Annotated in this window: 24 protein-coding genes; 6 read left to right on the top strand and 18 right to left on the bottom strand. The window is 66.1% G+C overall.

The window, feature by feature from the left end; translation table 11 throughout:
- The 12 genes from ACWGCN_RS06910 to ACWGCN_RS06855 form a co-directional block, all read right to left on the bottom strand.
- The gene (locus ACWGCN_RS06910; RefSeq protein WP_452458640.1) at window positions 1-1,518 is read right to left on the bottom strand and encodes an ABC transporter ATP-binding protein; all 1,518 of its coding nucleotides are present in this window, start codon (window positions 1,516-1,518) and stop codon (window positions 1-3) included.
- An 11-nt stretch (window positions 1,519-1,529) separates the two neighbouring features.
- Complete coding sequence (locus ACWGCN_RS06905; RefSeq protein WP_452458641.1) at window positions 1,530-2,615, bottom strand: BMP family lipoprotein; 1,086 nt, start codon at window positions 2,613-2,615, stop codon at window positions 1,530-1,532.
- Between the two features lie 74 nt (window positions 2,616-2,689).
- Entirely contained in the window at window positions 2,690-3,487 is a 798-nt protein-coding gene (gene map / locus ACWGCN_RS06900; protein WP_449969507.1) for a type I methionyl aminopeptidase, read from the bottom strand.
- Window positions 3,488-3,513: 26 nt separating this feature from the next.
- A complete protein-coding gene (locus ACWGCN_RS06895; RefSeq protein WP_378632266.1) occupies window positions 3,514-4,059 on the bottom strand; it encodes an adenylate kinase in 546 nt (181 codons plus the stop codon).
- The gene (gene secY, locus ACWGCN_RS06890; protein ID WP_378993648.1) at window positions 4,056-5,378 is read right to left on the bottom strand and encodes a preprotein translocase subunit SecY; all 1,323 of its coding nucleotides are present in this window, start codon (window positions 5,376-5,378) and stop codon (window positions 4,056-4,058) included. The genes ACWGCN_RS06895 and secY overlap by 4 nt, the downstream gene beginning before the upstream one ends.
- A gap of 164 nt (window positions 5,379-5,542) precedes the next feature.
- Complete coding sequence (gene rplO / locus ACWGCN_RS06885) at window positions 5,543-5,986, bottom strand: 50S ribosomal protein L15 (RefSeq protein ID WP_101464424.1); 444 nt, start codon at window positions 5,984-5,986, stop codon at window positions 5,543-5,545.
- Between the two features lie 2 nt (window positions 5,987-5,988).
- Window positions 5,989-6,168: a 50S ribosomal protein L30 gene (rpmD, locus tag ACWGCN_RS06880; RefSeq protein WP_056819257.1), complete on the bottom strand. Its 180-nt coding sequence runs from the start codon at window positions 6,166-6,168 to the stop codon at window positions 5,989-5,991.
- 1 nt (window position 6,169) lies between these two features.
- Complete coding sequence (rpsE, locus tag ACWGCN_RS06875; RefSeq protein WP_378632262.1) at window positions 6,170-6,829, bottom strand: 30S ribosomal protein S5; 660 nt, start codon at window positions 6,827-6,829, stop codon at window positions 6,170-6,172.
- A gap of 31 nt (window positions 6,830-6,860) precedes the next feature.
- Complete coding sequence (gene rplR / locus ACWGCN_RS06870) at window positions 6,861-7,268, bottom strand: 50S ribosomal protein L18 (RefSeq protein ID WP_266296784.1); 408 nt, start codon at window positions 7,266-7,268, stop codon at window positions 6,861-6,863.
- A 2-nt stretch (window positions 7,269-7,270) separates the two neighbouring features.
- Complete coding sequence (gene rplF / locus ACWGCN_RS06865) at window positions 7,271-7,810, bottom strand: 50S ribosomal protein L6 (protein WP_378993649.1); 540 nt, start codon at window positions 7,808-7,810, stop codon at window positions 7,271-7,273.
- Window positions 7,811-7,825: 15 nt separating this feature from the next.
- Window positions 7,826-8,224 carry a 30S ribosomal protein S8 gene (gene rpsH, locus ACWGCN_RS06860; RefSeq protein WP_056818383.1) on the bottom strand — a complete coding sequence of 133 codons (399 nt, stop codon included), beginning with the start codon at window positions 8,222-8,224 and terminating at the stop codon, window positions 7,826-7,828.
- Between the two features lie 267 nt (window positions 8,225-8,491).
- Entirely contained in the window at window positions 8,492-9,223 is a 732-nt protein-coding gene (locus ACWGCN_RS06855; RefSeq protein ID WP_378993650.1) for a YoaK family protein, read from the bottom strand.
- 370 nt (window positions 9,224-9,593) lie between these two features.
- On the opposite strand from ACWGCN_RS06855, the gene ACWGCN_RS06850 reads away from it, so the two are divergent.
- The gene (locus ACWGCN_RS06850; RefSeq protein WP_452458642.1) at window positions 9,594-11,150 is read left to right on the top strand and encodes an alpha/beta hydrolase; all 1,557 of its coding nucleotides are present in this window, start codon (window positions 9,594-9,596) and stop codon (window positions 11,148-11,150) included.
- Here the strand turns inward: ACWGCN_RS06850 and ACWGCN_RS06845 are convergent.
- Together ACWGCN_RS06845 and ACWGCN_RS06840 are read right to left on the bottom strand one after the other, a co-directional pair.
- On the bottom strand, window positions 11,143-11,355 hold the full coding sequence (locus ACWGCN_RS06845; protein WP_378632256.1) for a hypothetical protein: 213 nt from the start codon (window positions 11,353-11,355) through the stop codon (window positions 11,143-11,145). The genes ACWGCN_RS06850 and ACWGCN_RS06845 overlap by 8 nt on opposite strands.
- Before the next feature lie 174 nt (window positions 11,356-11,529).
- On the bottom strand, window positions 11,530-11,835 hold the full coding sequence (locus ACWGCN_RS06840; RefSeq protein WP_378993652.1) for a hypothetical protein: 306 nt from the start codon (window positions 11,833-11,835) through the stop codon (window positions 11,530-11,532).
- Window positions 11,836-12,041: 206 nt separating this feature from the next.
- On the opposite strand from ACWGCN_RS06840, the gene ACWGCN_RS06835 reads away from it, so the two are divergent.
- Both ACWGCN_RS06835 and ACWGCN_RS06830 read left to right on the top strand, forming a co-directional pair.
- On the top strand, window positions 12,042-13,874 hold the full coding sequence (locus ACWGCN_RS06835; protein WP_452458643.1) for a sensor histidine kinase: 1,833 nt from the start codon (window positions 12,042-12,044) through the stop codon (window positions 13,872-13,874).
- 24 nt (window positions 13,875-13,898) lie between these two features.
- Entirely contained in the window at window positions 13,899-15,467 is a 1,569-nt protein-coding gene (locus tag ACWGCN_RS06830; protein ID WP_452528981.1) for a protein kinase domain-containing protein, read from the top strand.
- A gap of 88 nt (window positions 15,468-15,555) precedes the next feature.
- Here ACWGCN_RS06830 and ACWGCN_RS06825 read toward each other — a convergent pair whose 3' ends face one another.
- From ACWGCN_RS06825 to rplN, 4 genes are read right to left on the bottom strand one after another with little or no spacing between them, the layout of a single operon-like run.
- Window positions 15,556-15,741 (bottom strand): type Z 30S ribosomal protein S14, encoded by a 186-nt coding sequence (locus ACWGCN_RS06825; RefSeq protein WP_056818387.1) that lies wholly within the window; start codon window positions 15,739-15,741, stop codon window positions 15,556-15,558.
- Window positions 15,742-15,745: 4 nt separating this feature from the next.
- Entirely contained in the window at window positions 15,746-16,309 is a 564-nt protein-coding gene (gene rplE, locus ACWGCN_RS06820; protein ID WP_056818389.1) for a 50S ribosomal protein L5, read from the bottom strand.
- Between the two features lies 1 nt (window position 16,310).
- Window positions 16,311-16,628, bottom strand: a complete 318-nt coding sequence (gene rplX, locus ACWGCN_RS06815; RefSeq protein WP_056818391.1) for a 50S ribosomal protein L24 — start codon at window positions 16,626-16,628, stop codon at window positions 16,311-16,313.
- Window positions 16,629-16,630: 2 nt separating this feature from the next.
- Window positions 16,631-16,999, bottom strand: coding sequence for a 50S ribosomal protein L14 (rplN, locus tag ACWGCN_RS06810; RefSeq protein ID WP_056818394.1), 369 nt, complete (start codon window positions 16,997-16,999; stop codon window positions 16,631-16,633).
- A 267-nt stretch (window positions 17,000-17,266) separates the two neighbouring features.
- Here rplN and ACWGCN_RS06805 point away from each other — a divergent pair, with 267 nt between their 5' ends.
- The 3 genes from ACWGCN_RS06805 (at window position 17,267) to ACWGCN_RS06795 (ending at window position 20,904) form a co-directional block, all read left to right on the top strand.
- Window positions 17,267-17,710 carry a hypothetical protein gene (locus ACWGCN_RS06805; protein WP_378993655.1) on the top strand — a complete coding sequence of 148 codons (444 nt, stop codon included), beginning with the start codon at window positions 17,267-17,269 and terminating at the stop codon, window positions 17,708-17,710.
- 98 nt (window positions 17,711-17,808) lie between these two features.
- On the top strand, window positions 17,809-19,845 hold the full coding sequence (locus ACWGCN_RS06800; RefSeq protein ID WP_452458830.1) for a M13 family metallopeptidase: 2,037 nt from the start codon (window positions 17,809-17,811) through the stop codon (window positions 19,843-19,845).
- An 81-nt stretch (window positions 19,846-19,926) separates the two neighbouring features.
- Window positions 19,927-20,904, top strand: coding sequence for an ABC transporter substrate-binding protein (locus ACWGCN_RS06795; RefSeq protein WP_378993657.1), 978 nt, complete (start codon window positions 19,927-19,929; stop codon window positions 20,902-20,904).
- The last annotated feature ends 33 nt before the right edge of the window (window positions 20,905-20,937 follow it).

Here is a 20,937-nt window from a genome sequence, read left to right as displayed (position 1 = left end):
TCAGCTCGCGGGTGCTGGATCGGCGGGACGGTGGCCTGCCATCAGCTGACCGATGATCTCGCGCGGTGTGTCCGGGGCCAGGACGCCGACGATCTGCCCGTTGTGGATCACCGCGATGCGGTCGGACAGGGCCAGGATCTCGTCCAGCTCCGCGGAGATGAGCAGGACGGCGGTTCCCGTGTCGCGTTCGGCGACCAGACGGCGATGGATGAACTCGATCGCGCCGACATCCACTCCTCGCGTCGGTTGCGCGGCGACCAGAACCGAACGCGGCCTGGAGAATTCGCGCGCGATCACCACCTTCTGCTGATTGCCGCCCGACAGCGCCGACACCAGCTCCCCCGGCCCCCTGGTGCGGATGTCGAAATCGGCGATGGCCTTGTCGGCCAGCTTTCGTACCGCCGCCGCGTCGACCACGCCGCGATTCGACAGGGGTTTGTCGCGGTACTGGTTGAGGACGAGGTTCTCGGCGACGGTGAAATCGGCGGCCAGCCCGTCGCGGCCGCGATCCTCCGGGATGTAGCCGAGCCCGGCCACGATCCGCCGGTACGGGTTCCACCCGGTGACCGGGATACCGCCCATCTCGATCGAGCCGCTCTCGGGCGTGACGGTCCCGAGCACCGCCCTGGCCAGTTCGGTCTGCCCGTTGCCCTCGACCCCGGCCAACCCGACGATCTCACCGGCCCGCACAGCCAGACTCAGTCCGTCGAGCATCGGCGTCCCGCGCTCGCCCAGCACGGTCAGATCCTTGATGTCCAGGGCGATCTCGCCCGGCTGCGCCTGCGGTCGATCCACGGTCAGCACGACCGACCGCCCGACCATCGCCGCCGCCAACTCAGCCTCGCTGTCCTGCGGCGACGCCTCGGCCACGACCCGCCCACGCCGCAGAACGGTGATCGTGTCCGCGATCGCCTTCACCTCTTTGAGCTTGTGGCTGATGAAGATCACCGACATCCCCGAGGCCGTGAGATTGCGGATGATCCCGAGCAACTCGGCCACTTCGGGCGGGGTGAGCACCGCGGTCGGCTCGTCCAGGATCAGCAGATCGGTCCTGCCGGACAGCGCCTTCACGATCTCGACCCGCTGCTGCACACCGACCGGCAGGTCCTCGCAGACAGCGTCGGGATCCAGCGCCAGACCGTACCGCTCGGACACCTCGCGCACCGCCCGCCGCGCGGTCGCCCGATCGAGGCCGCCCCGCTTGACGTGTTCGCGACCCAGCTGCACGTTGTCGGCGACACTGAACGGCCCGACGAGCTTGAAATGCTGATGCACCATGCCGATTCCGGCGGCGATGGCGTCGCCCGGCGATCGCAGCCGTACCGGCTCGCCGTCGATCAGGATCTGGCCGCTGGTCGGTTCGAGGATGCCGTACAGCATGTTCATCAGGGTCGACTTGCCCGCGCCGTTCTCGCCGAGGATCGCGTGCACCTGGCCGGGTTCGACCACCAGGTCGACGCTGTCGTCGGCGAGAAACGTTCCGAAGGCCTTGGTCAAGCCCTGTGCTTCGAGTCGCATGCGCCTGTCCTCTACAGCTTCGGGGCGGCCGGGGAATTGATCACGATCTTGCCGTCGACGATGTCGCGCCGAAGAGTGGTGAGCTCCCGCTTCAGCGGCTCTGGCACCTTCGCGTCGAAATCGTGGAACGGCGCGAGCCCGACCCCGGCATTACTCAGGGTGCCCACGTACCGTCCGTCTGTGACGCCGTCGCCGAAGGCATTGTCGATCGCCACCCGTACCGCGGCGGAGATGTCCTTCATCGACGAGGACAACATGATGTCCTGGTACTCCGGAACCGCCTCGTAGCCATCGGAATCCACCCAGATCATGGAAACGTTCGACGAGTCCTGCACGGCGGAGGCCCCGCCCATGCCGACCGGTCCCGCGACCGGGTGGATCACGTCGGCGCCCTGGGCGATGAAGTTCTCGGTGAGCGAGCGGCCCGCGCTCGTATCGTCGAAATTGCCGGTGAACGAACCGTTCTGGTCCTCGACATCCCAGCCGAGCACGGCGATCGCGGTCCCGTGCGCCGCGTTGTACCCGGCCACTCCGGCGGCGAACCCGTCCATGAAGATGGTCACCGCGGGGATCTGCATGCCGCCCCAGGTGGCGACCCGGCCGGTCTTGGACACTCCCGCCGCGAGATAGCCTGCCAGATAAGAGGATTGGGCGGCGTTGAACTCCATCGAGTAGACATTGTCCAGCTCGACGTGCGCGTCGACGATCGCGAAACGCTGATCGGGGTACTCCGCGGCCACCTGTGCCACCGCCTCGGCCATCAGGCCGCCGACGCCGATCACCAGATCGCAGTCGTCGTCGGCCGAGGCTCGCAGGTTGGGTTCGTAGTCGGCGGAACTGTTGGACTGGCGGTAGGAGCCGTAGACGCCGGGGTTGGCGTCGATCGCGGCTTTCACCCCGTTCCAGCCGGATTCGTTGAACGACTTGTCGTCGACGCCGCCCGCGTCGGTCACCATGCAGGTCTCGAAACCCGCGTTCGCGGTGCCGTAGGTGTTGCCCGATCCCGTATAGCGCGCGTCCGGCGGCGGCTCACCGCAGCCGACGAGCAAGGCCGAGGCCGCGCAACCGACGGCGACCAGCGCGATCCGGGATCTCATCACTCAGAGATACAGGATCGCGCAGGCGACCAGACAGATTAGAACGATTACTTCACCGAAAAGCCGTCGGTGAACTACTCAGGGCGCAGCGTGAGAATGCGCGGCCCGTCCTCGGTGACGGCGACGCTGTGCTCCCAATGCGCCGCGCGCGTCCCGTCGGTGGTGACCACGGTCCAGTCGTCGTCGAGCGTCTTGGTCTCGGTGGTACCGAGCGTCAGCATCGGCTCGATCGCCAGCACCGACCCGACCACCAGGCGCGGGCCCTTACCGGGCGCGCCTTCGTTGGGCAGGAACGGATCCATGTGCATCTCGCGCCCGATGGCATGGCCACCGTAACCGTCGACGATGCCGTACTGCCGGCCGTGCGCCTGCTCGGCCGCGCGCGTACCCAGCTCGATGGCGTGCGAGACGTCGGTCAGCCGGTTGCCCGGCAGCATCGCCGCGATGCCGGTCTCCATGGAGAGCCTGGTGGCCTCGCTCAGCAACTCATCGGCCTCGATGATGGCGCCGATGCCGAACGTCCACGCCGAGTCGCCGTGCCAGCCGTCGAGGATGGCGCCGCAGTCGATGGACACGAGATCGCCCTCGACGAGAATGTCACTCGCCGAGGGGATCCCGTGGACCACACGATCGTTGACCGAAGAACAGATCGAGCCGGGGAACCCGTGATAGCCCTTGAACGACGGAACAGCGCCCGCGTCGCGGATCGTCGCCTCGGCGACCTCGTCGAGCTCCAGCGTCGAGACGCCGGGCTTGGCCGCCGCGCGAACGGCGACCAGCGTCGCACCGACGATCGCACCGGCCGCCTGCATGGCGTCCAGCTCGCCCGCCGAACGGAACGGCACGACCTTCTTCTTACGGTTGAAGACCATCCGGCCTCAGTACTCCGATCCGCTGATTACTGACCGAGCGCCTTCAGCGCCCGCGCGTTGACCTCATCGACTTCGCCGATGCCGTCGACGGTCACGACCAGACCGTCGTAGTGCTCGAGCAGCGGCTCGGTTTCCTCACGGTAGACCCGCAGCCGGTTGCGGATGACGTCCTCGGTGTCGTCAGCGCGCCCACGGGCGAGCATGCGCTCGACCACGGTGTCCTCGGCGACCACGAAGCACAGCACCGCGTCGAGCGTGGTGCCGTTGTGCTCGAGGATCTTCTTCAACGCGTCGGCCTGATCGACCGTGCGCGGGTAACCGTCGAGCACGAAACCGTTCGCGGCGTCGGGCTCGCCGACACGCGCCTCGACCATGCGGTTGGTGACGTCGCTGGGGACCAGGTCGCCCGCGTCCATGTACTTCTGCGCCTCGCGACCGAGGGCGGTCTGCTGGCTGATATTCGCGCGGAAGAGGTCTCCGGTGGAGATGTGCGGAACGCCCAGCTTCTCTGACAGCAGGACGGCCTGAGTACCTTTGCCGGCACCCGGCGGACCGAGCAGAACAACTCTCACTTGAGGAACCCTTCGTAATTTCGATTCATCAGCTGGCTCTCGATCTGCTTGACCGTGTCGAGACCCACGCTGACCATGATGAGCACCGCGGTACCGCCGAACGGCAGGTTGGCCGCTCCACCGTTGGCACCCATGTCCAGGAACAGGTTCGGGAGAACGGCGACCAAACCGAGATAGATCGAGCCAGGCAGGGTGATGCGGCTCAGAACGTAGTTGAGGTAGTCGGCGGTCGGCTTACCGGGCCGGTAGCCCGGGATGAAGCCACCGAACTTCTTCATCTCGTCCGCGCGTTCCTCCGGGTTGAAGGTGATCGCGACGTAGAAGTAGGTGAAGAACACGATCAGACCGAAGTAGATCGCGATGTAGACCGGGTTGCCCGGATTCACCAGGTATTTCTGGATGATCTCCTGCCACCAGCTCGGATCCGTCGCCGTATTCGAGTTGGTGAGCTGCGCGATCAGGTTGGGCAGGTAGAGCAGCGAGGACGCGAAGATCACCGGGATGACACCGGCCTGGTTGACCTTCAACGGCAGGTACGTCGATGAACCGCCGTACATCTTGCGACCGACCACGCGCTTGGCGTACTGCACCGGGATCCGGCGCTGACCCTGTTCGACAAAGATCACGGCCACCAGGATCACCAGTACGGCGACACACACCGCACCGAAGATCAGGCCACCGTCGGTGTCGAGGATCCGCTTGCCGTCGAGCGGCAGTCGAGCGGCGATACCGGCGAAGATGAGCAGCGACATGCCGTTGCCGACACCGCGCTCGGTGATCTGCTCGCCGAACCACATGACCAGCGAAGCACCCGCGGTCATCACGAGGACGATGATGATCATGCCGAAGATGCTGGTATCGGCGAGAATCGGCTCGTTACAGCCCTGCAACAGCTGACCGCGCGAGGCCAGCGCGACCAGACCGGTGGCCTGCAGGATCGCCAACGCGACCGACAGGTACCTGGTGTACTGCGTCATCTTGGTCTGGCCGGATTGGCCTTCCTTGCGCAGTTCCTCGAACCGCGGGATGACGACGGTCAGCAGCTGGATGATGATGCTCGCGGTGATGTACGGCATGATGCCGATCGCGAACACCGACAGCTGTAGCAGCGCCCCGCCGGAGAACAGGTTGATGAGCTGGTAGATGCCGGCGGATTCACCGCCGGAGACCACCTTCACGCATTCCTGAACGTTCTGGTAGTCGACACCGGGGGACGGCAGCGCGGCACCCAACCGGTACAGCGCGATCAACCCCAGCGTGAAGAGAATCTTCCGCCGTAAGTCCGGAGTCCGGAAGGCCGATACGAAGGCGGAAAGCACAAATCCTCCTGGCGAACGACATGGTCATGCCATGCGACTGAACCACTGGACAGCATGTGGAATCGTCAGCCGATGACGAGCTTGGCAGACAACACTTGGAACTCTAACAGTGACACCGGACGAGCTCGCGACTCGTCCGGTGTCAGCTGCTGACTACAGTACCGTCAGGCCAGTTCGGTGACAGTGCCACCGGCGGCGGTGATCTTCTCCTTGGCGGAGCCGGTCACCTTGTCGGCGGTCACCTGGATGGCGACACCGATCTCGCCGTCGCCGAGAACCTTGACGAGCTCGTTCTTGCGAACGGCGCCTGCCTCGACGAGTTCTGCCTTACCGATGACGCCGCCCTGAGGGAACAGCTCGGCAATGCGGCCAACGTTGACGACCTGGTACTCGACCCGGAAGCGGTTGGTGAAGCCGCGAAGCTTCGGCAGACGCATGTGCAGCGGCATCTGGCCACCCTCGAACGCCGCGGGGACGTTCTTGCGTGCCTTGGTGCCCTTGGTACCGCGACCGGCGGTCTTACCCTTGGAACCCTCACCGCGACCCACACGGGTCTTCTCGGTCTTGGAGCCAGGGGCGGGACGCAGGTGGTGCAATTTGATGGTCATGTCTAGACCTCCTCAACTGTTACGAGGTGGCGCACGACGTTGATCAGACCGCGGTTCTGAGCGTTGTCCTCACGAACCACCGACTGGCGGATCTTCCGCAGACCAAGCGTCCGCAGGCTGTCGCGCTGGTTCGACTTGGCACCGATCGTGCTCTTGATCTGAGTCACCTTGAGATCAGCCATGTCAGGCTCCCTGTCCTGCACGCGCACGCAGCATGCCCGCCGGAGCGACATCCTCGATCGGCAGACCGCGACGAGCGGCAACCTCTTCGGGACGCTGGAGCATCTTGAGCGCGGCAACCGTCGCGTGAACGACGTTGATCGCATTGTCGCTACCGAGCGACTTGGCCAGAATGTCGTGAATGCCTGCGCATTCGAGCACGGCGCGAGCCGCGCCGCCCGCGATCACACCGGTACCGGGCGAAGCCGGACGCAGCATGACCACACCGGCCGCCGCCTCACCCTGAACGGGGTGAGTGATGGTCGAGCCGATCATCGGGACGCGGAAGAAGCTCTTGCGAGCCTCCTCGACACCCTTCTGGATGGCCGCGGGAACTTCCTTGGCCTTGCCGTAGCCGACGCCGACCAGACCGTTGCCGTCACCGACGATCACGAGGGCGGTGAAGCTGAAGCGACGACCACCCTTCACGACCTTGGAGACACGGTTGATCGCGACGACGCGCTCGAGCTGGTTCTTCTCGGCCGCGTTGTCACGACGGTCGCCGCCACCGCGACGATCGCCACCGCCACGACGGTTGCCCTCGGGGCCTCCGGCGTTGCTGTTGGAGTTGCTGTTGGGTCCGGCGGGTCCGTTGCCGCCGTCACGCCGCTGACGTCCCGGCATCAGACGTTCCTTCCGTTCGAAATAACAGTCATCAGAACTTCAGCCCACCTTCACGAGCGGCATCGGCCAGCGCCGCGATACGGCCGTGGTAGTCGTGACCACCACGGTCGAACACGACCGCCTCGATACCGGCAGCCTTGGCACGCTCGGCGATCAGCTGACCGACCTTCGCGCCCTTGGCGGACTTGTCGCCCTCGAGCGCACGCACGTCGGCCTCGATCGAGGAAGCGGCGGCAATGGTCTTGCCCACCGAGTCGTCGATCAGCTGAGCGTGCAGGTGCCGCGCGGAGCGGTTGACCACCAGGCGCGGACGCTCGGTGGTGCCTTCGACCTTCTTACGAAGACGGAAGTGACGGCGGGTCTTCGACAGGCGACGCTTCGTGGAAGCGTCCTTGCCCAGCGGAATCCGCTTCGCCTTCTGGTTAGCAGTTTGCGCCATGATCACTTACCCGTCTTTCCGACCTTGCGGCGAACGACCTCGCCGGCGTAGCGGATGCCCTTGCCCTTGTACGGGTCGGGCTTACGCAGTCCGTGGATGACAGCGGAGATCTGACCGACCTTCTGCTTGTCGATTCCGGACACCGAGAACTTGGTGGGCGATTCCACCGCGAAGGTGATGCCTGCCGGGGCCTCGATCGGCACCGGGTGGCTGTAACCGAGGGCGAACTCGAGGTTCGAACCCTTGGCCTGAACGCGGTAACCGACGCCGAAGATTTCCATCTTCTTCTCGTAGCCCTTGGTGACACCCTCGACCATGTTGGCGATCAGGGTGCGGGAAAGGCCGTGCAGCGAACGGTTCGCGCGCTCGTCGTTGGGACGAGCAACCTCGAGCTCATTACCTTCACCCTTGGTGACGATGATGGGCTCGGCCACGGTGTGCGAGAGGGTGCCCTTGGGCCCCTTGACCGTGACAACCTGGCCGTCGATGTTGACGTCGACGCCGGCCGGAATCTCGATGGGCTTCTTACCAATACGCGACATTTGTCCTGACCTCCCTTACCAGACGTAGGCGAGGACTTCGCCCCCGACGCCCTGCTTGGCCGCCTGACGGTCGGTGAGCAGACCGGTCGACGTGGAAATGATCGCCACGCCGAGGCCGCCGAGGACCTTGGGCAGGTTGGTGGACTTCGCGTACACACGCAGACCCGGCTTCGAGACGCGACGCAGGCCCTGCAGGCTGCGCTCACGGCTGGGGCCGTACTTCAGATCGACGACGATGGCCTTGCCAACGGTCGCGTCTTCGGTGCGGTAATCGGCGATGTAGCCCTCACGCTTGAGGATCTCGGCGATGTTCACCTTGATCTTCGAGTGGGGCGCCTTCACCTGATCGTGGTACGCCGAGTTGGCGTTGCGCAGACGCGTCAAGAAGTCTGCGATCGGATCAGTCATGGTCATGGTTAGACCTCGACACCTTTCTCGCTGCGGTTCCCATGCAACATCTCCCGCACTCTCACGCGGTCGACCGTGGGCCTACAACAATTCGGCTGGTCCGGTCGGCACTTACCGACCGGATGAGTTCTCTTGCGAGCTCTCGGCGCCTGGCACGGTCCCACCCGCGCCGAAGCGCGCAGCGGACACAGATCTGCCCAGGCAACCGCTCTAGTGTAGGCAACGCCGTGGTCAGGACCAAACTCGGGGGCCGACGGACCGGGGCGATCTCCGTCACGCGGCGGTGTGGCCGGCCCTCCCACCCGTCTTGTAGGTGATCAGGATCGCCACGGCCGAGACACCGGCGGCGACGATCAGCATCATCTCACCACCCACCACCGTGCTCATCAAGCCGCCGAGCAGGGCGCCGACGGCGAACGCCGCGTACTGCATGCCGTAGCCGAGCCAATCGCGCGCACTACCCCCGCTGACATGGCTTTCGATGCCCTGGCTCAGTTTCACGACCGTTCCGGTGGCATAGCTGAGCGGAACGCTGGTCTCGCCGTTCTTGACGAACGCGGTGTTGAGCGCGCCCACCGCGAACGCGACGAACGCGATCGGGATGAACCCCACCTCCTGGCCGCCGGTGCGGTCGAGGGCGAAGTCGACCACCGCGGCCACGGCGAGCGCCACGGTGGTCACCACGGACGCGCCGTAGTGACCGCGCCGCCACAGCCGCCGTCGCAGCAGCGAGGCGACGAACACACCGAGGCCGAACGAGAAAAGCAGCGTGATCGCCCCGGTGGCCAGCAGCTGATCATTGTCGAACCAGCCGAGAACGGCGCGCTCGGTATTACCGGTCATGAATGTCACGAAATATCCGGCGGAATGCGTATAAGCGGCCGCTCCGATAAATCCGGCCAAAATAGAAAGAAACGCGACCATCGGCATCGCGCCGGCCGGAATTCCACGCAGAGACACCCGGTGGGCCACGTCACGTGGCTTGTTTACTGTGGTCGGGGTCACGAACTCACATCCTCTGCATTCACTCGGCAAGGGATCGACATTGACGCCCATCTGCTCGCTGCATTGTCACGCAACGACCCCGACAGTAGCCACGAAATTAATTGCCGACCAGCAGGGAGATCACATTCTCGGGAAAGACACAGAATTATGAGGAGCCGGTAATGCCGCGGTAATCCAGAAATCCGAGGACAATTCTGTGGACGACCACATCCACCGCCGCGCGAAGGAACCCGACGACCTGCGGCGATGCCGTCCGAACTGCATCGCCGATCGAATTGTGTTCGATACCAACCACTTTGCGTTAGTAAGCGCCGCTCACGAATGTGGTAGCTTCGCGTGGTTCGTCGGAACCGCGCAGGAGGCTCGGCCGTTGTCTTCCCACTGTGCACGCCGCCGGGGCTCGGCTTATCTGCTCGCCGTACTGCTCGGGATCGGCGCGCTCGTCACGCCCGCGCGCGCTTCGGCCGATCCCTACGTCGACCAGCTCGCCGAGGGTGCCGCCACCCCGACACTGGCGTGGGAGTCCTGCGCGGACGGGTTCGAATGCGCGCTGGCTCAGGTGCCGATGGACTACAACAGCCCGCAGGCCACGCAGATCGACCTGGCTGTCATCAAGTTGCCCGCGTCCGATCCCGCGCGCCGCATCGGCACGTTGTTCGTCAACTTCGGTGGGCCCGGCCCCTCCGGCGTCGACCGCTTGCGCGAGCGGGCTCGCTGGCCGTGGCTGTTCTCCGACGAACTGCGCGCCCGCTTCGACCTGGTCTCCTGGGATCCGCGCGCGGTCTCGCGCAGCGCGGGCACGCAGTGCTTCCCGAGCGCCGATGAGCAGACCGCGTACCTCGGTTCCTTCCCCGGCACTCCGACCGATCCGGGCGACGAGCCCGCGTTCTTCGCCGCCTCGGCCGATATCGCGACCCGCTGCGCGCAGCACGCGGGGCCGATCCTGCGCCACGCCTCCACCGCCAACACCGCCCGCGACCTGGACCTACTGCGCCGCGCGGTGGGCGATGAGGCGCTGACCTACCACGGCATCTCCTATGGCACCCAGGTCGGCGCGGTTTACGCCAACATGTTCCCCGGCCGGGTCCGTGCGATGGCGTTCGACGGTTCGCTCGACTTCGAGGGCAATGTGAACGGCCACGGCGCCGACGGCGTGAATCTGCCGCTCGACACCCGCCAGGGCGTGGCCGCCGGCATCGCCGAAACCTTCGACACCTTCCTGCGCGACTGCTCCGCCGCGGGTCCACGCTGCGCGTTCGCCGCGGGCGATCCGAAACTCAAGTGGATCGCGCTGGCCGAGCGGGCCCGCCTCGCGCCGATCACGGTCGCGGGCACGCCGTGGACCTTTTCCCAGATCGTGAGCGCCGCGGGCAGTCTCTCCCGCGACACCTACCCCGACCTGGCGATCCTGCTCCAGAACCTCTTCGACGCGGCAACAGTCCTGCCCGCCAGAGTCCCCGACGCCCTCTTCGCGGAGAACCACCCCGCCAATCGCGTCGAGGCCTTCTACACCATCCAATGCTCCGACAGCACCGTCCCCACCGACCCCACCGTCTACAGCCGGGTGGCCGCCGCCGAAGACCTCCAGTCCCGCTACTTCGGCCGGATCGCCGTCTTCAACGCCACCCCCTGCGCCTTCTGGCAGGCTGAGGACCGGGACCGCTACACCGGCCCATGGAACCGCGAAACCGCCGCCCCGATCCTCGTCCTCAACAGCCGATACGATCCCGCCACCCCACTACGGGGAGCCAAAGCCGGTGCGGCCCAACTGAACCGGGCCCAGGTAGTCGTGATCGAAGGCGCGGGGCACAGCTCCATGTACGTCCAGAGCACCTGCGCCGAACACCTCAAACGCGACTACCTGTTCACCGGCCAGCTTCCGCCCGCCGGCGTCAGCTGCGGAATCGACCGCTCCCCGTTCAGCTGAGCAGGCAGAGCAGGTCGTAGAGCGGCGGCTTCTCCACACTCCCCGTGGCGAACAACAACTGCGCGATCGGCGAACAGATCAACTCCGTCTCCGACGACCCCGACCCACCCCCGGACCCGGAACCGGCGCTGGGGGCGGCGGATGCAACAGCGGGCGCCCCGAGGAGCGCGACGGAAAGAACAGCGACTGTGGCGAACTTCTTCATGCGCCAAGAGAACACATCAGCAGCCACCCCGGGAGTGAAATGCTCACATTTCATCCATCCTCGTGACAACACACAAGCCCGTACCCTCGGACTGTCATCGCACCATGACGAAGGCGCATCCCCAGTGCCCGATCTGCCCGCCCAAGTGGCCGGACAGATCGGGACACGGATCGGTCAGCCCGCGTTCTTGAACTGCACAGACCCGTCGGTGCAGACCCCGATCACGGGGGTACCGGGGACGAAACCACCGATCGCGGGTGCGTTCAGAGACGTGGCGACGCCCCAGGCGTAACCGAGCCCGTACACCGAGCAGCTGTGCGGGACCGGGGGCGGGAGCGCATCTTCGATCGTGACTGTCCCTGACCCCACGGGGCCGGGGTGGATGGTGACCGGAGCGGCGGCGGCTACGCCCGATCCAATGGCGATCGCCGCTGCCAGCGAACCGAGCGCGATGGCAATTCGGCCTGTGTGGTTTCTCATCAGATCTCCTGGTTGAGGCCGCCGGAAAGTGGCGGTGTCGGTGTCGGCCACCGGTCGGCGGCACACCACAAAATTACGTTCCGACCTGCAGTTTTCTCGTCCGTGAAGGCACGGAATCCACTCAGTGCCAGCACGGATTGCGTGGGTGGTTGTGCACCCGTTTCCAGCAGAGGATCCTGAGTAGGTCGGTAGTTGGAGGCTGTTCGATGACACCTCGTACGATCGCGCTCATCGGTGGGGTGACGGCATGTGCCGCCGCGCTGAGCGTCGCCGTGGTGCTGTCGGTCGACTGGTCAGAAGCCGCCCTTTACGACCCGGCCCGGATCCTGCTGCTCGGGCCACGTGAGGCATTCTCGGCAGCTCAGCACTCGCCGGTGTTCGGGCGGGTCGAGCTCACCCTGTTTCTGCTGGCCGGGGCGTCGTTCGTCGCATCGGGGTTGTTCACCTGGACAAACCGGCCGCGGGATCTGGCCGGACCGCTGTTCGTGCTCGCCGGCCTGGTGTGGCTGGCCTGCGGTGTTCGCCGGTCGAGCGACCCGGTGCTGTTCACCGCGGGCGCGGTTCTGACGAATATCTATCTGCCGGTGATGATCCCGGTGCTGCTCGGCTTTCCATCGGGACGCCTGCACCGCTCGTGGGAACGCTGGTGCGTGCGGGCATGCTGGGCGCTGGCCGTGTTCGGGGTGTGGGCCGAGTGGATGTTCTTCGATCCGAGACAGGTGCCCGCGCCACACCGGTCGACCTCGGTGAATCTGTTGCTCATCCGGCACGATCCGGTCCTCGCCGATCGGATCCAGCTCACCGTCGGAGCGCTCGCATTCCTTATCGGCGTTGTGCTGATCACGATCGTGATCGTCCGCTGGCGGTCGGGGACCGCGGCCTACCGCTCAGGCTTCGCACCGGTTCTGGTCTTCGCGACGATCGCCGGGCTGATCATCCTGTGGATCTTGTCGACTGCGGTCCTGTCCCCCGGCTCCCTCCACGCCTGGACGCTTGACCTGCGCTATATCCCGATTGTGCTGCTGCCCATGGCCATCGCGTACGGACAGGTGCGGTACCGCATGGCGCGCGCGGCGGTCGGCGACGCGATGGTCGAGATCGGAGCGACCCCGATCAACGCGGGCTTCGTGGAGGCACTGCGCCGGGCACTGCACGACCCCACTCTCGAGCTGTGGAACTTCGACGCCGAACGCAGCGGCTACGTCGACGACCACGGTGCCCTGCGGAAACTCCCGCAGGGCACCGATCACCGGATGGCGACGATCCTCGAGCTGGACGGCGCCGCGGCGGCCGCTCTTGTCTACGACAAACAGTTGCAAGCCGAACCCGAACTGCTGGCCGCCGTGCGCGGTGCGACCGAGCTCGCCCTCGGCCACGAACGCCTGCGCAACGATCTGGCCGCCCAGCTCGCCGAGGTCCGCCGCTCGCGCGAACGCATCGTGGCGGCGGGCGATGCCGAGCGCCGGCGAGTCGAACGCGATCTGCACGACGGCGCGCAACAACGCCTTGTCGCGGCGGCGCTGCTGCTGCGCAGAGCACAGCGAGCCGGCGACACCTCGAACCGGGACGACCTGGTCACGCAAGGCGCCACCGAACTGGATACCGCGCTCGCCGAGCTCCGCGAACTGGCCAGGGGCGTCTTCCCGCCGATTCTCGCGGAGCGCGGTCTGACGGCCGCCTTGACCGCACTCGCCGAACGCGCCCCGATCGCCGCCCGAATTCACGGCGACCTGGTACCAAGGCCGGCGCCCGGGGTAGAACTGGCGGCGTATTTCATCGCCGCGGAAGCGCTCACCAACGCGGCCAAGCATTCCGGCGGCACCCATGTCGACATCGAGATGGGTGTTGTCGACGAGTCCGTTCAGCTGACTATCGGCGACGACGGGCGTGGTGGAGCCGATATCCGGCCAGGCGGCGGGCTCAGCGGATTGTGCGATCGAGCCGCGGCGCTCGGCGGTCAGCTGCGGATCGCCAGCGCGCCCGGCACCGGCACGGTCCTCACCGCGATGCTGCCGCTTCGCGCGAAGGACACGACATGAACACGCGTGCCACGGGGGTGTGTCGTGAGCGGTTCTGACCTCGAACCCGGAACGGTCTTCGCCGGCTACACGATCGAGCGAACGCTCGGCGCAGGCGGCATGGGCACCGTCTACGCGGCCCGGCACCCGACGCTGCCACGTACCGTGGCACTCAAGGTGCTTCATCCCTTCCTGACCGGAGATGAGTACGTCCGCACCCGGTTCGAATTCGAAGCCGATCACGGCGCTCGGCTCGACCACCCTGCCATCGTCGCGGTCTACGACCGTGGCCGCGAGGGCGATCGCCTGTGGATCGCGATGCAGCTGGTGCCGGGAACCGATGCGGCCCACCTGCTGCGCGAAGGAGCGGTGGCGCCGGAACGCGCCGTACACATTGTCGAACAGGTCTCGGCCGGTCTCGACTACGCGCATCGGGTGGGTGTGTACCACCGCGATGTCAACCCGGCGAATATCCTGCTGGCCGAGTCCACCCAGCCCGGCGAGGCCGAACGAGTAGTGCTGACCGATTTCGGCATCGCGAAAGCACTCGATGACAACGTCCACCTCACCGCCGCCGGAATGATGGTCGCCACGCTGCGTTACGCGGCACCCGAACAGCTCGAAGGACGAACCCTCGACCATCGAGCCGACCAATATTCACTGGGCTGCACCCTGTTCCACCTGCTCACCGGCTGTCCGCCCTATCCGGGGCCGAGCCCGGCGGCCATCATGAACGGCCATCTGAACGCGCCGGTGCCGCTACCGAGCGCCCAGCTGCCTTCGCTGCCGAGGGCCTTCGACGCGGTGATCGCGCGGGCGATGGCCAAGGATCCAGCCGACCGGTATCCGAACTGTGGGGAATTCGCCGCCGCGGCGCGCGCGGTGCTCACCGCGGCGGTCGACGCCACCGCGGAACTTCCGACGGTCCCCGAAAACATCCCCGAGCGCGACCGATCCCCCCTGCGCGTTGTGCTCGCCGACGACTCGGCGCTGCTCCGACAGGGAATCGCCCGACTGCTGGAGGACGAGGGCATGGAAGTGACCGGACAGGCGGGCGATGCCGAGGCACTGTTGAGCCTTGTCCACACGCACCGCCCCGACGTCGCTGTGGTCGACATCCGGATGCCACCGACCTGCACCACCGAGGGCATCGATGCCGCCGTAGTCATCCGTCGCGACTTTCCCGAGACGGCGGTGCTGCTGCTGTCGCAGTACATCGAAACCGAGAGCGTTCTCGACCTGCTCTCGGGCGGCGCGCGCAGCCTCGGCTATCTGCTCAAAGACCGGGTTTCCGATATCGACGAGTTCGTGACGGCCCTCCAGCGGGTCGCCGCGGGCGGCTCGGCGATCGATCCCGACCTGGTCGGCCGCTTGGTCTCGCGACCGCACCACGGCGCCCTCCCACTCGACGCGCTCTCCACCCGCGAACGAGAAGTCCTGCGGCTCATGGCCGAAGGCCGCTCCAACCGCGCGATCGGCGCCACCCTGTTCCTCGGCGAACGCACCATCGAAACCCACGTCCGCAGCATCTTCGTCAAACTCGGCCTACAGCCGGAACCCGACGACCACCGCCGCGTCCTAGCGGTACTGACCCACCTCCGGGTCTGCAACTGAACGCACGAAGGCACGGACTCCCGTCGGGAGTCCGTGCCTTCGTCGATATTTCGCCTAGGCGGCGGGTGCGCTCACGAGGAGCGCAAGCTCACCAGGAGCTCTTGTGCACGCCCGGAAGCTCACCGCGGTGCGCCATTTCGCGGACGCAGATACGGCACAGGCCGAACTTGCGGTAGACCGCGTGCGGGCGACCGCAACGCTGGCAGCGGGTGTACGCGCGGACGGCGAACTTAGGCTTGGCCTCCGCCTTGATGCGCAGTGCTTTCTTAGCCATGTGCTCAGTTCTCCTTGAACGGGAAGCCGAGGTGCTTCAGCAGCGCGCGGCCTTCTTCGTTGTTGGTCGCGGTGGTGACCACGGTGATGTCCATACCGCGCGGGCGGTCGATGGAATCCACGTCGATCTCGTGGAACATCGACTGCTCGCTGAGGCCGAACGTGTAGTTGCCGTTGCCGTCGAACTGCTTCGGCGACAGGCCGCGGAAGTCGCGGATACGGGGCAGCGCGATGGACACGAGACGGTCCAGGAACTCCCACATACGGTCGCCACGAAGGGTGACCTTCGCGCCGATCGGCATGCCCTCACGCAGCTTGAACTGCGCGATCGACTTGGTGGCCTTACGGATTTCGGGCTTCTGGCCGGTGATCAGCTCGAGGTCCTTGACGGCACCGTTGATCAGCTTCGCGTCACGGGCGGCGTCGCCGACACCCATGTTCACGACGACCTTGACGACGCCGGGGATCTGCATCACGTTGGCGTATTCGAACTCGCCGTTGAGCGCGTCCTTGATCTCGGCGCGGTAGCGCGCCTTCAGCCGGGGCTGAGTCTGCTCAGAGGTGGTCATGTCAGATGTCCTTCCCGTTTTTACGGGAGATCCGGACGCGCTTGCCGGACTCTTCGTCGGTGCGGTAGCCGACGCGAGTCGGGTTACCGTCGGAGTCGACGACCATCACGTTGGAAACCTGGATGGGGGCTTCCTGGGTGACGATGCCACCCGAGGACGCGCCACGCTGGTTCGCGGAATCCGCGACGTGCTTCTTGATGCGGTTCACGCCTTCGACGAGAACCTTGCCGGTCGCCGGGAAGGCCTGAATGACCTTGCCCTTGGCGCCCTTGTCCTTGCCCGAAATGACGAGCACGGTGTCACCCTTGTGCACCTTCATAGTCAGAGCACCTCCGGGGCCAGCGAAACGATCTTCATGAAGCGCTTGTCACGCAGCTCGCGGCCGACAGGGCCGAAGATGCGGGTGCCACGAGGATCGTTGTCCGGCTTGATCAGCACGGCAGCGTTCTCGTCGAACTTGATGTAGGAACCGTCCGGACGACGACGCTCCTTGGTCGTGCGAACGACGACAGCCTTGACGACGTCGCCCTTCTTCACGTTGGCGCCGGGGATGGCGTCCTTCACGGTGGCGACGATGATGTCGCCGATACCGGCATAGCGACGCGACGAGCCACCGAGCACGCGGATGCAAAGGATTTCCTTCGCTCCGGTGTTGTCGGCGACGCGCAGTCGCGACTCCTGCTGAATCACTTCAGCACCTCCTGGACCTGGATGTATACGTACGCCGGATTGCCGACCCGACGCACATGGTCAGTCACCCTCCGGACGCGCGCCTGCCAGCGGAAATACCTTCCACTGGGGGTTCACTGCCGGATTGCGAGGGCATAGCTCCCGCAGGCAACCGTTCTAGTGTAGGTGAACCCCCAGCACGAACCGAATCGGGGTGCGTCGACCAATCTGAAGTAGATATGTTTCAAACTTGCTTCGTCGCGCACGGCCCGTTGCTAACGTCCCGCCATGAACATCACCCTGCCGATGAGGCGCCGGCTCGCGACCACGGCCGCCGCGTTCGCCGCCGTCGTCACCATGGTGGCACCGCACGCGAGCGCGGGCCCCGTCATCGACATGCTCACCGACACGCTCACCGTCGGCTGCACCTCCAAGATCGACGTCGTCGGCCTCGACAACTATGTCGGCGCACAGGTCGACTTCCTCGCCAACGGCAAGTTCTTCGCCAGCGACACCGTCGACCTCGAGGTGAACGTCGCGGGCGTCACCGTCGCCAAGGCCACGGCGTTCTACCACGTCGAAACCGAGGTCGAGGTGCAGCTGTCACTGCTGCTGCACGCCACCGGAACACCGCTGGTGACCAAGCGCGTGCCGACGGTCATGCGAATCGTGAACGCGGGCAGCGGACTCGCCTGCGACCTGGCGACAGGCAGCTCGAGCCTGTCTTCCTAGCCACCACTCCACCGAGACGGCGTCGCGCCGGTAGCCTGTGCGAGCTAGCTGGATCGCAACAAGCAGGGTGCGGCTGCCGCATCGGGGAAGGAAGTCCTGTGACATCGTCCGGTCGTCCGTCGGTGGTCGACCGCCGCGCATTCCTGATCGCCATGGGCTTGGTGCCCGTGGCCGCCGCGCTGGCGTCGTGCTCGCCCGAACCCACCGAAATCCAGCTCACGGGCGTCGACCTGGGCGGCGGCGACCCCACCATCCGCCCGCAGGACGATCTGTACCGCCACGTCAACGGCACCTGGCTGCGCGATTACCAGCTCCCGCCCGACAAGGCCTCGGTCGGCGCGATCACCGACGCCAACGACCGGACCCTGGATCAGCTGCGCGCGATCATCGAGGGCATCAGGGATCCGAAGCACGGCTCGGAGGCGCAGCAGATCAAGGATCTCTACGACGCGCGCCTGGACCTCGACGAGATCGAGCGACTCGGCATCACGCCGCTCAACAGCCTGTTCGCCGCGATCGACAAGGCCGCGGGCAAGCCGGAGCTGGCGAAGGTGATGGCCGAGGCGCCCATCGCCGGGCTGATCGGGATGGGCATCGGGATCGACCGCAAGAACTCCAAGGCCTATATTCCCAGCGTCGGCCAATCCGGGCTCACCCTGGGCGAGCAGTACTACCGCAAGCCCGAGTTCGCCGCCCAGCTCGCGGGCTATCAGATCTACCTCGAGCAACTGGCCGCGGGCCTCGGCCTGTCCGACCCGGCCGGGGTGGCGCAGCGGACGGTCGATCTGGAGAAGCGCATCGCCGCCGGGCATTGGGACAGCGTGCGCCTGCGCAACACCGATGCCACCTACAACCTGATGAGCTGGCAGGAACTGACCGCGCTCGGCCCACAGTTCGATTGGGATCCGTGGCTGGCGGGCATGACCGACCGGCCCAAGTCGCTGTTCGACAAGATGGTGGTCGGCCAGCCGTCCTTCGTCACCGCGGCCGCTCAGCTGTGGGGCGAGGTCGATATCGCCCAGTGGCGCGACTACCTCAAGCTGCATGTCGCCAACAGCTACGCGCGCTTCCTGCCCAAGGCCATCGCCGACGCGCGGTTCGAGTTCGTCGGCCGGGTGCTCAGCGGTATCGAGGAGAAGCCGGAGATGTGGCGCTCCGCGGTGGGCGTGGTCGACGACAATCTCGGCGAACCGCTGGGAAAGCTGTACGTGGACAAGCACTTCCCGCCCGCGGCCAAGGAACGCGCGTTGGAGATGGTCGCCGACCTCACGGCCGCTTATCGCGACAACTTCACCAATTCGACCTGGATGACCCAGCCGACCCGTGACGCCTCGATCGCCAAGCTGGACAAGATCGTCGCCCAGATCGGCTACCCCGACAAGTGGGTCGACTACTCGTCGGTGCCGGTCACCCGCGGCAAGCTGATCGAATCCCTGTTGGCCATCAACACTTTCGAGTCCAAGCGCGCATTCGCCCGCCTCGGCACCGAGGTGGACAAGATGGAGTGGAGCATGTCGCCGCAGACGGTGAATGCCTACTACAGCCCGACCACCAACCAGATCGTCTTCCCGGCCGCCTACCTACAGCCCCCGTTCTTCGACAAGGACGCCCAGGCCGCGGTCAACTACGGCGCGGTGGGTTCCACGATCGGCCACGAGATCGGGCACGGCTTCGACGACCAGGGCTCCAAGTACGACGGCGACGGCAACCGTCGCGACTGGTGGACGCCCGAGGATCTCGCGGCGTTCGACGCCAAGACCCAGCAGATCATCGCCCAGTACGACGTGCTCGTTCCCGAGGGCGCGCCCGAGGGGCAGCACGTGAACGGCGCGCTGACCGTCGGCGAGAACCTGGCCGACCTGCGCGGCCTGCAGATCGCATTGGCCGCCTATCAGAAGGTGGCCCAGCGCTCCGGCGAGCAGCCCGATTTCCGGACGATGTTCCTGTCGTGGGCGCGGCAGTGGCGCGACAAGCAGACCGAGGAAGCGACGCTGCAGGGGCTGCAGGACACCCACTCCCCCAACGAGTTCCGCTGCAACCAGGTGGTTCGCAACATCGGCGAGTTCTACACCACCTTCGAGGTGAAGGACGGCGACAAGCTGTTCATGCCGCAGGACCAGCGCGTCACGCTATAAGGGCACAGCTTCCCGCCGAAAAGCGACGTAGGTTAGCCTAGGCTGACTTACGCTGGAACTTGCTCTACGGAGGGTGTACCCATGACGACTGTTCGGACTTCGCGCGGCTGGCGGCGCGCGGCGGTGGCCGCGCTCGCCGGTGCCCTCGCCTTCGGTGTCGTGGCCTGCGGTTCCAGCGAGGACGAGGCCGCCTCGGGCGAAGCGGTGACCATCACCCACGCCCGTGGCGAGACCACCGTCCCCGGCACCCCGAAGAAGATCGTCGCCCTCGGTAACCAGTGGCTCGACAGCTCCCTCGCCCTCGGCGTGGTCCCCGTCGGCTACATCGACAACGTCTCCGCGGTGTCCAAGAGCACCCCGCCGTGGACGCCGGAGTCCTTGAAGGCGGCCACAGCCCTCAACACCACCGGCAATATCGCCGAGCAGGTCGCGGCGCTCGAGCCGGACCTGATCCTGGCCGACCCGTTCATCGCCGATCAGAAGACCTACGACGACCTGTCCAAGGTTGCCCCGACCCTGCCCGCGCTGACCAAGGACGCTGTCACCCCGTGGCAGGACCAGGTCACCGCGCTGGGCAAGGTGCTGCACAAGGAGTCCGACGCGAGCGCGGTGATCAAGAAGGTCGACGACAAGGTCGCCGCCATCGCCACCGCCAACCCCGGCCTGAAGGGCAAGACCTTCGCCAGCACCTGGCTCGCCAGCCCCGCACAGCTGATGGTGCTCACCGACCCCAACGACGGTTCGGCCAAGGTGTTCACCGCACTCGGCATGGGCATTCCGGCCAACCTCACCGCGCTGCCCGCCAACCAGGGCCGCCTGGCGCTGTCGCCGGAGAAGGTCGACGAGCTCACCGCCGACCTGCTGCTGGCCGGCTACTCCCCCGGCCTCGACGAGAAGTACCGGCAGCTGCCCGGTTACGCCGATCTGCCGTCGGTGCGCAAGGGTTCGGTCGTGTTCCTGACCACGCAGGAGATCAGCGCGATCAACCAGCCCAGCGCACTGTCGGTGCCGTACATGCTGGACAAGCTCGAGCCCGCGTTCGCCGCCGCCGCGAAATAGGCTCTGCCCCAGACCGGTTCTACCCCCGAGGAT

Source organism: Nocardia sp. NPDC055050, assembly GCF_053608345.1.
The sequence above is the reverse complement of the archived record's forward strand: the minus strand, read 5'-3'. Positions and strand labels throughout refer to the sequence as shown.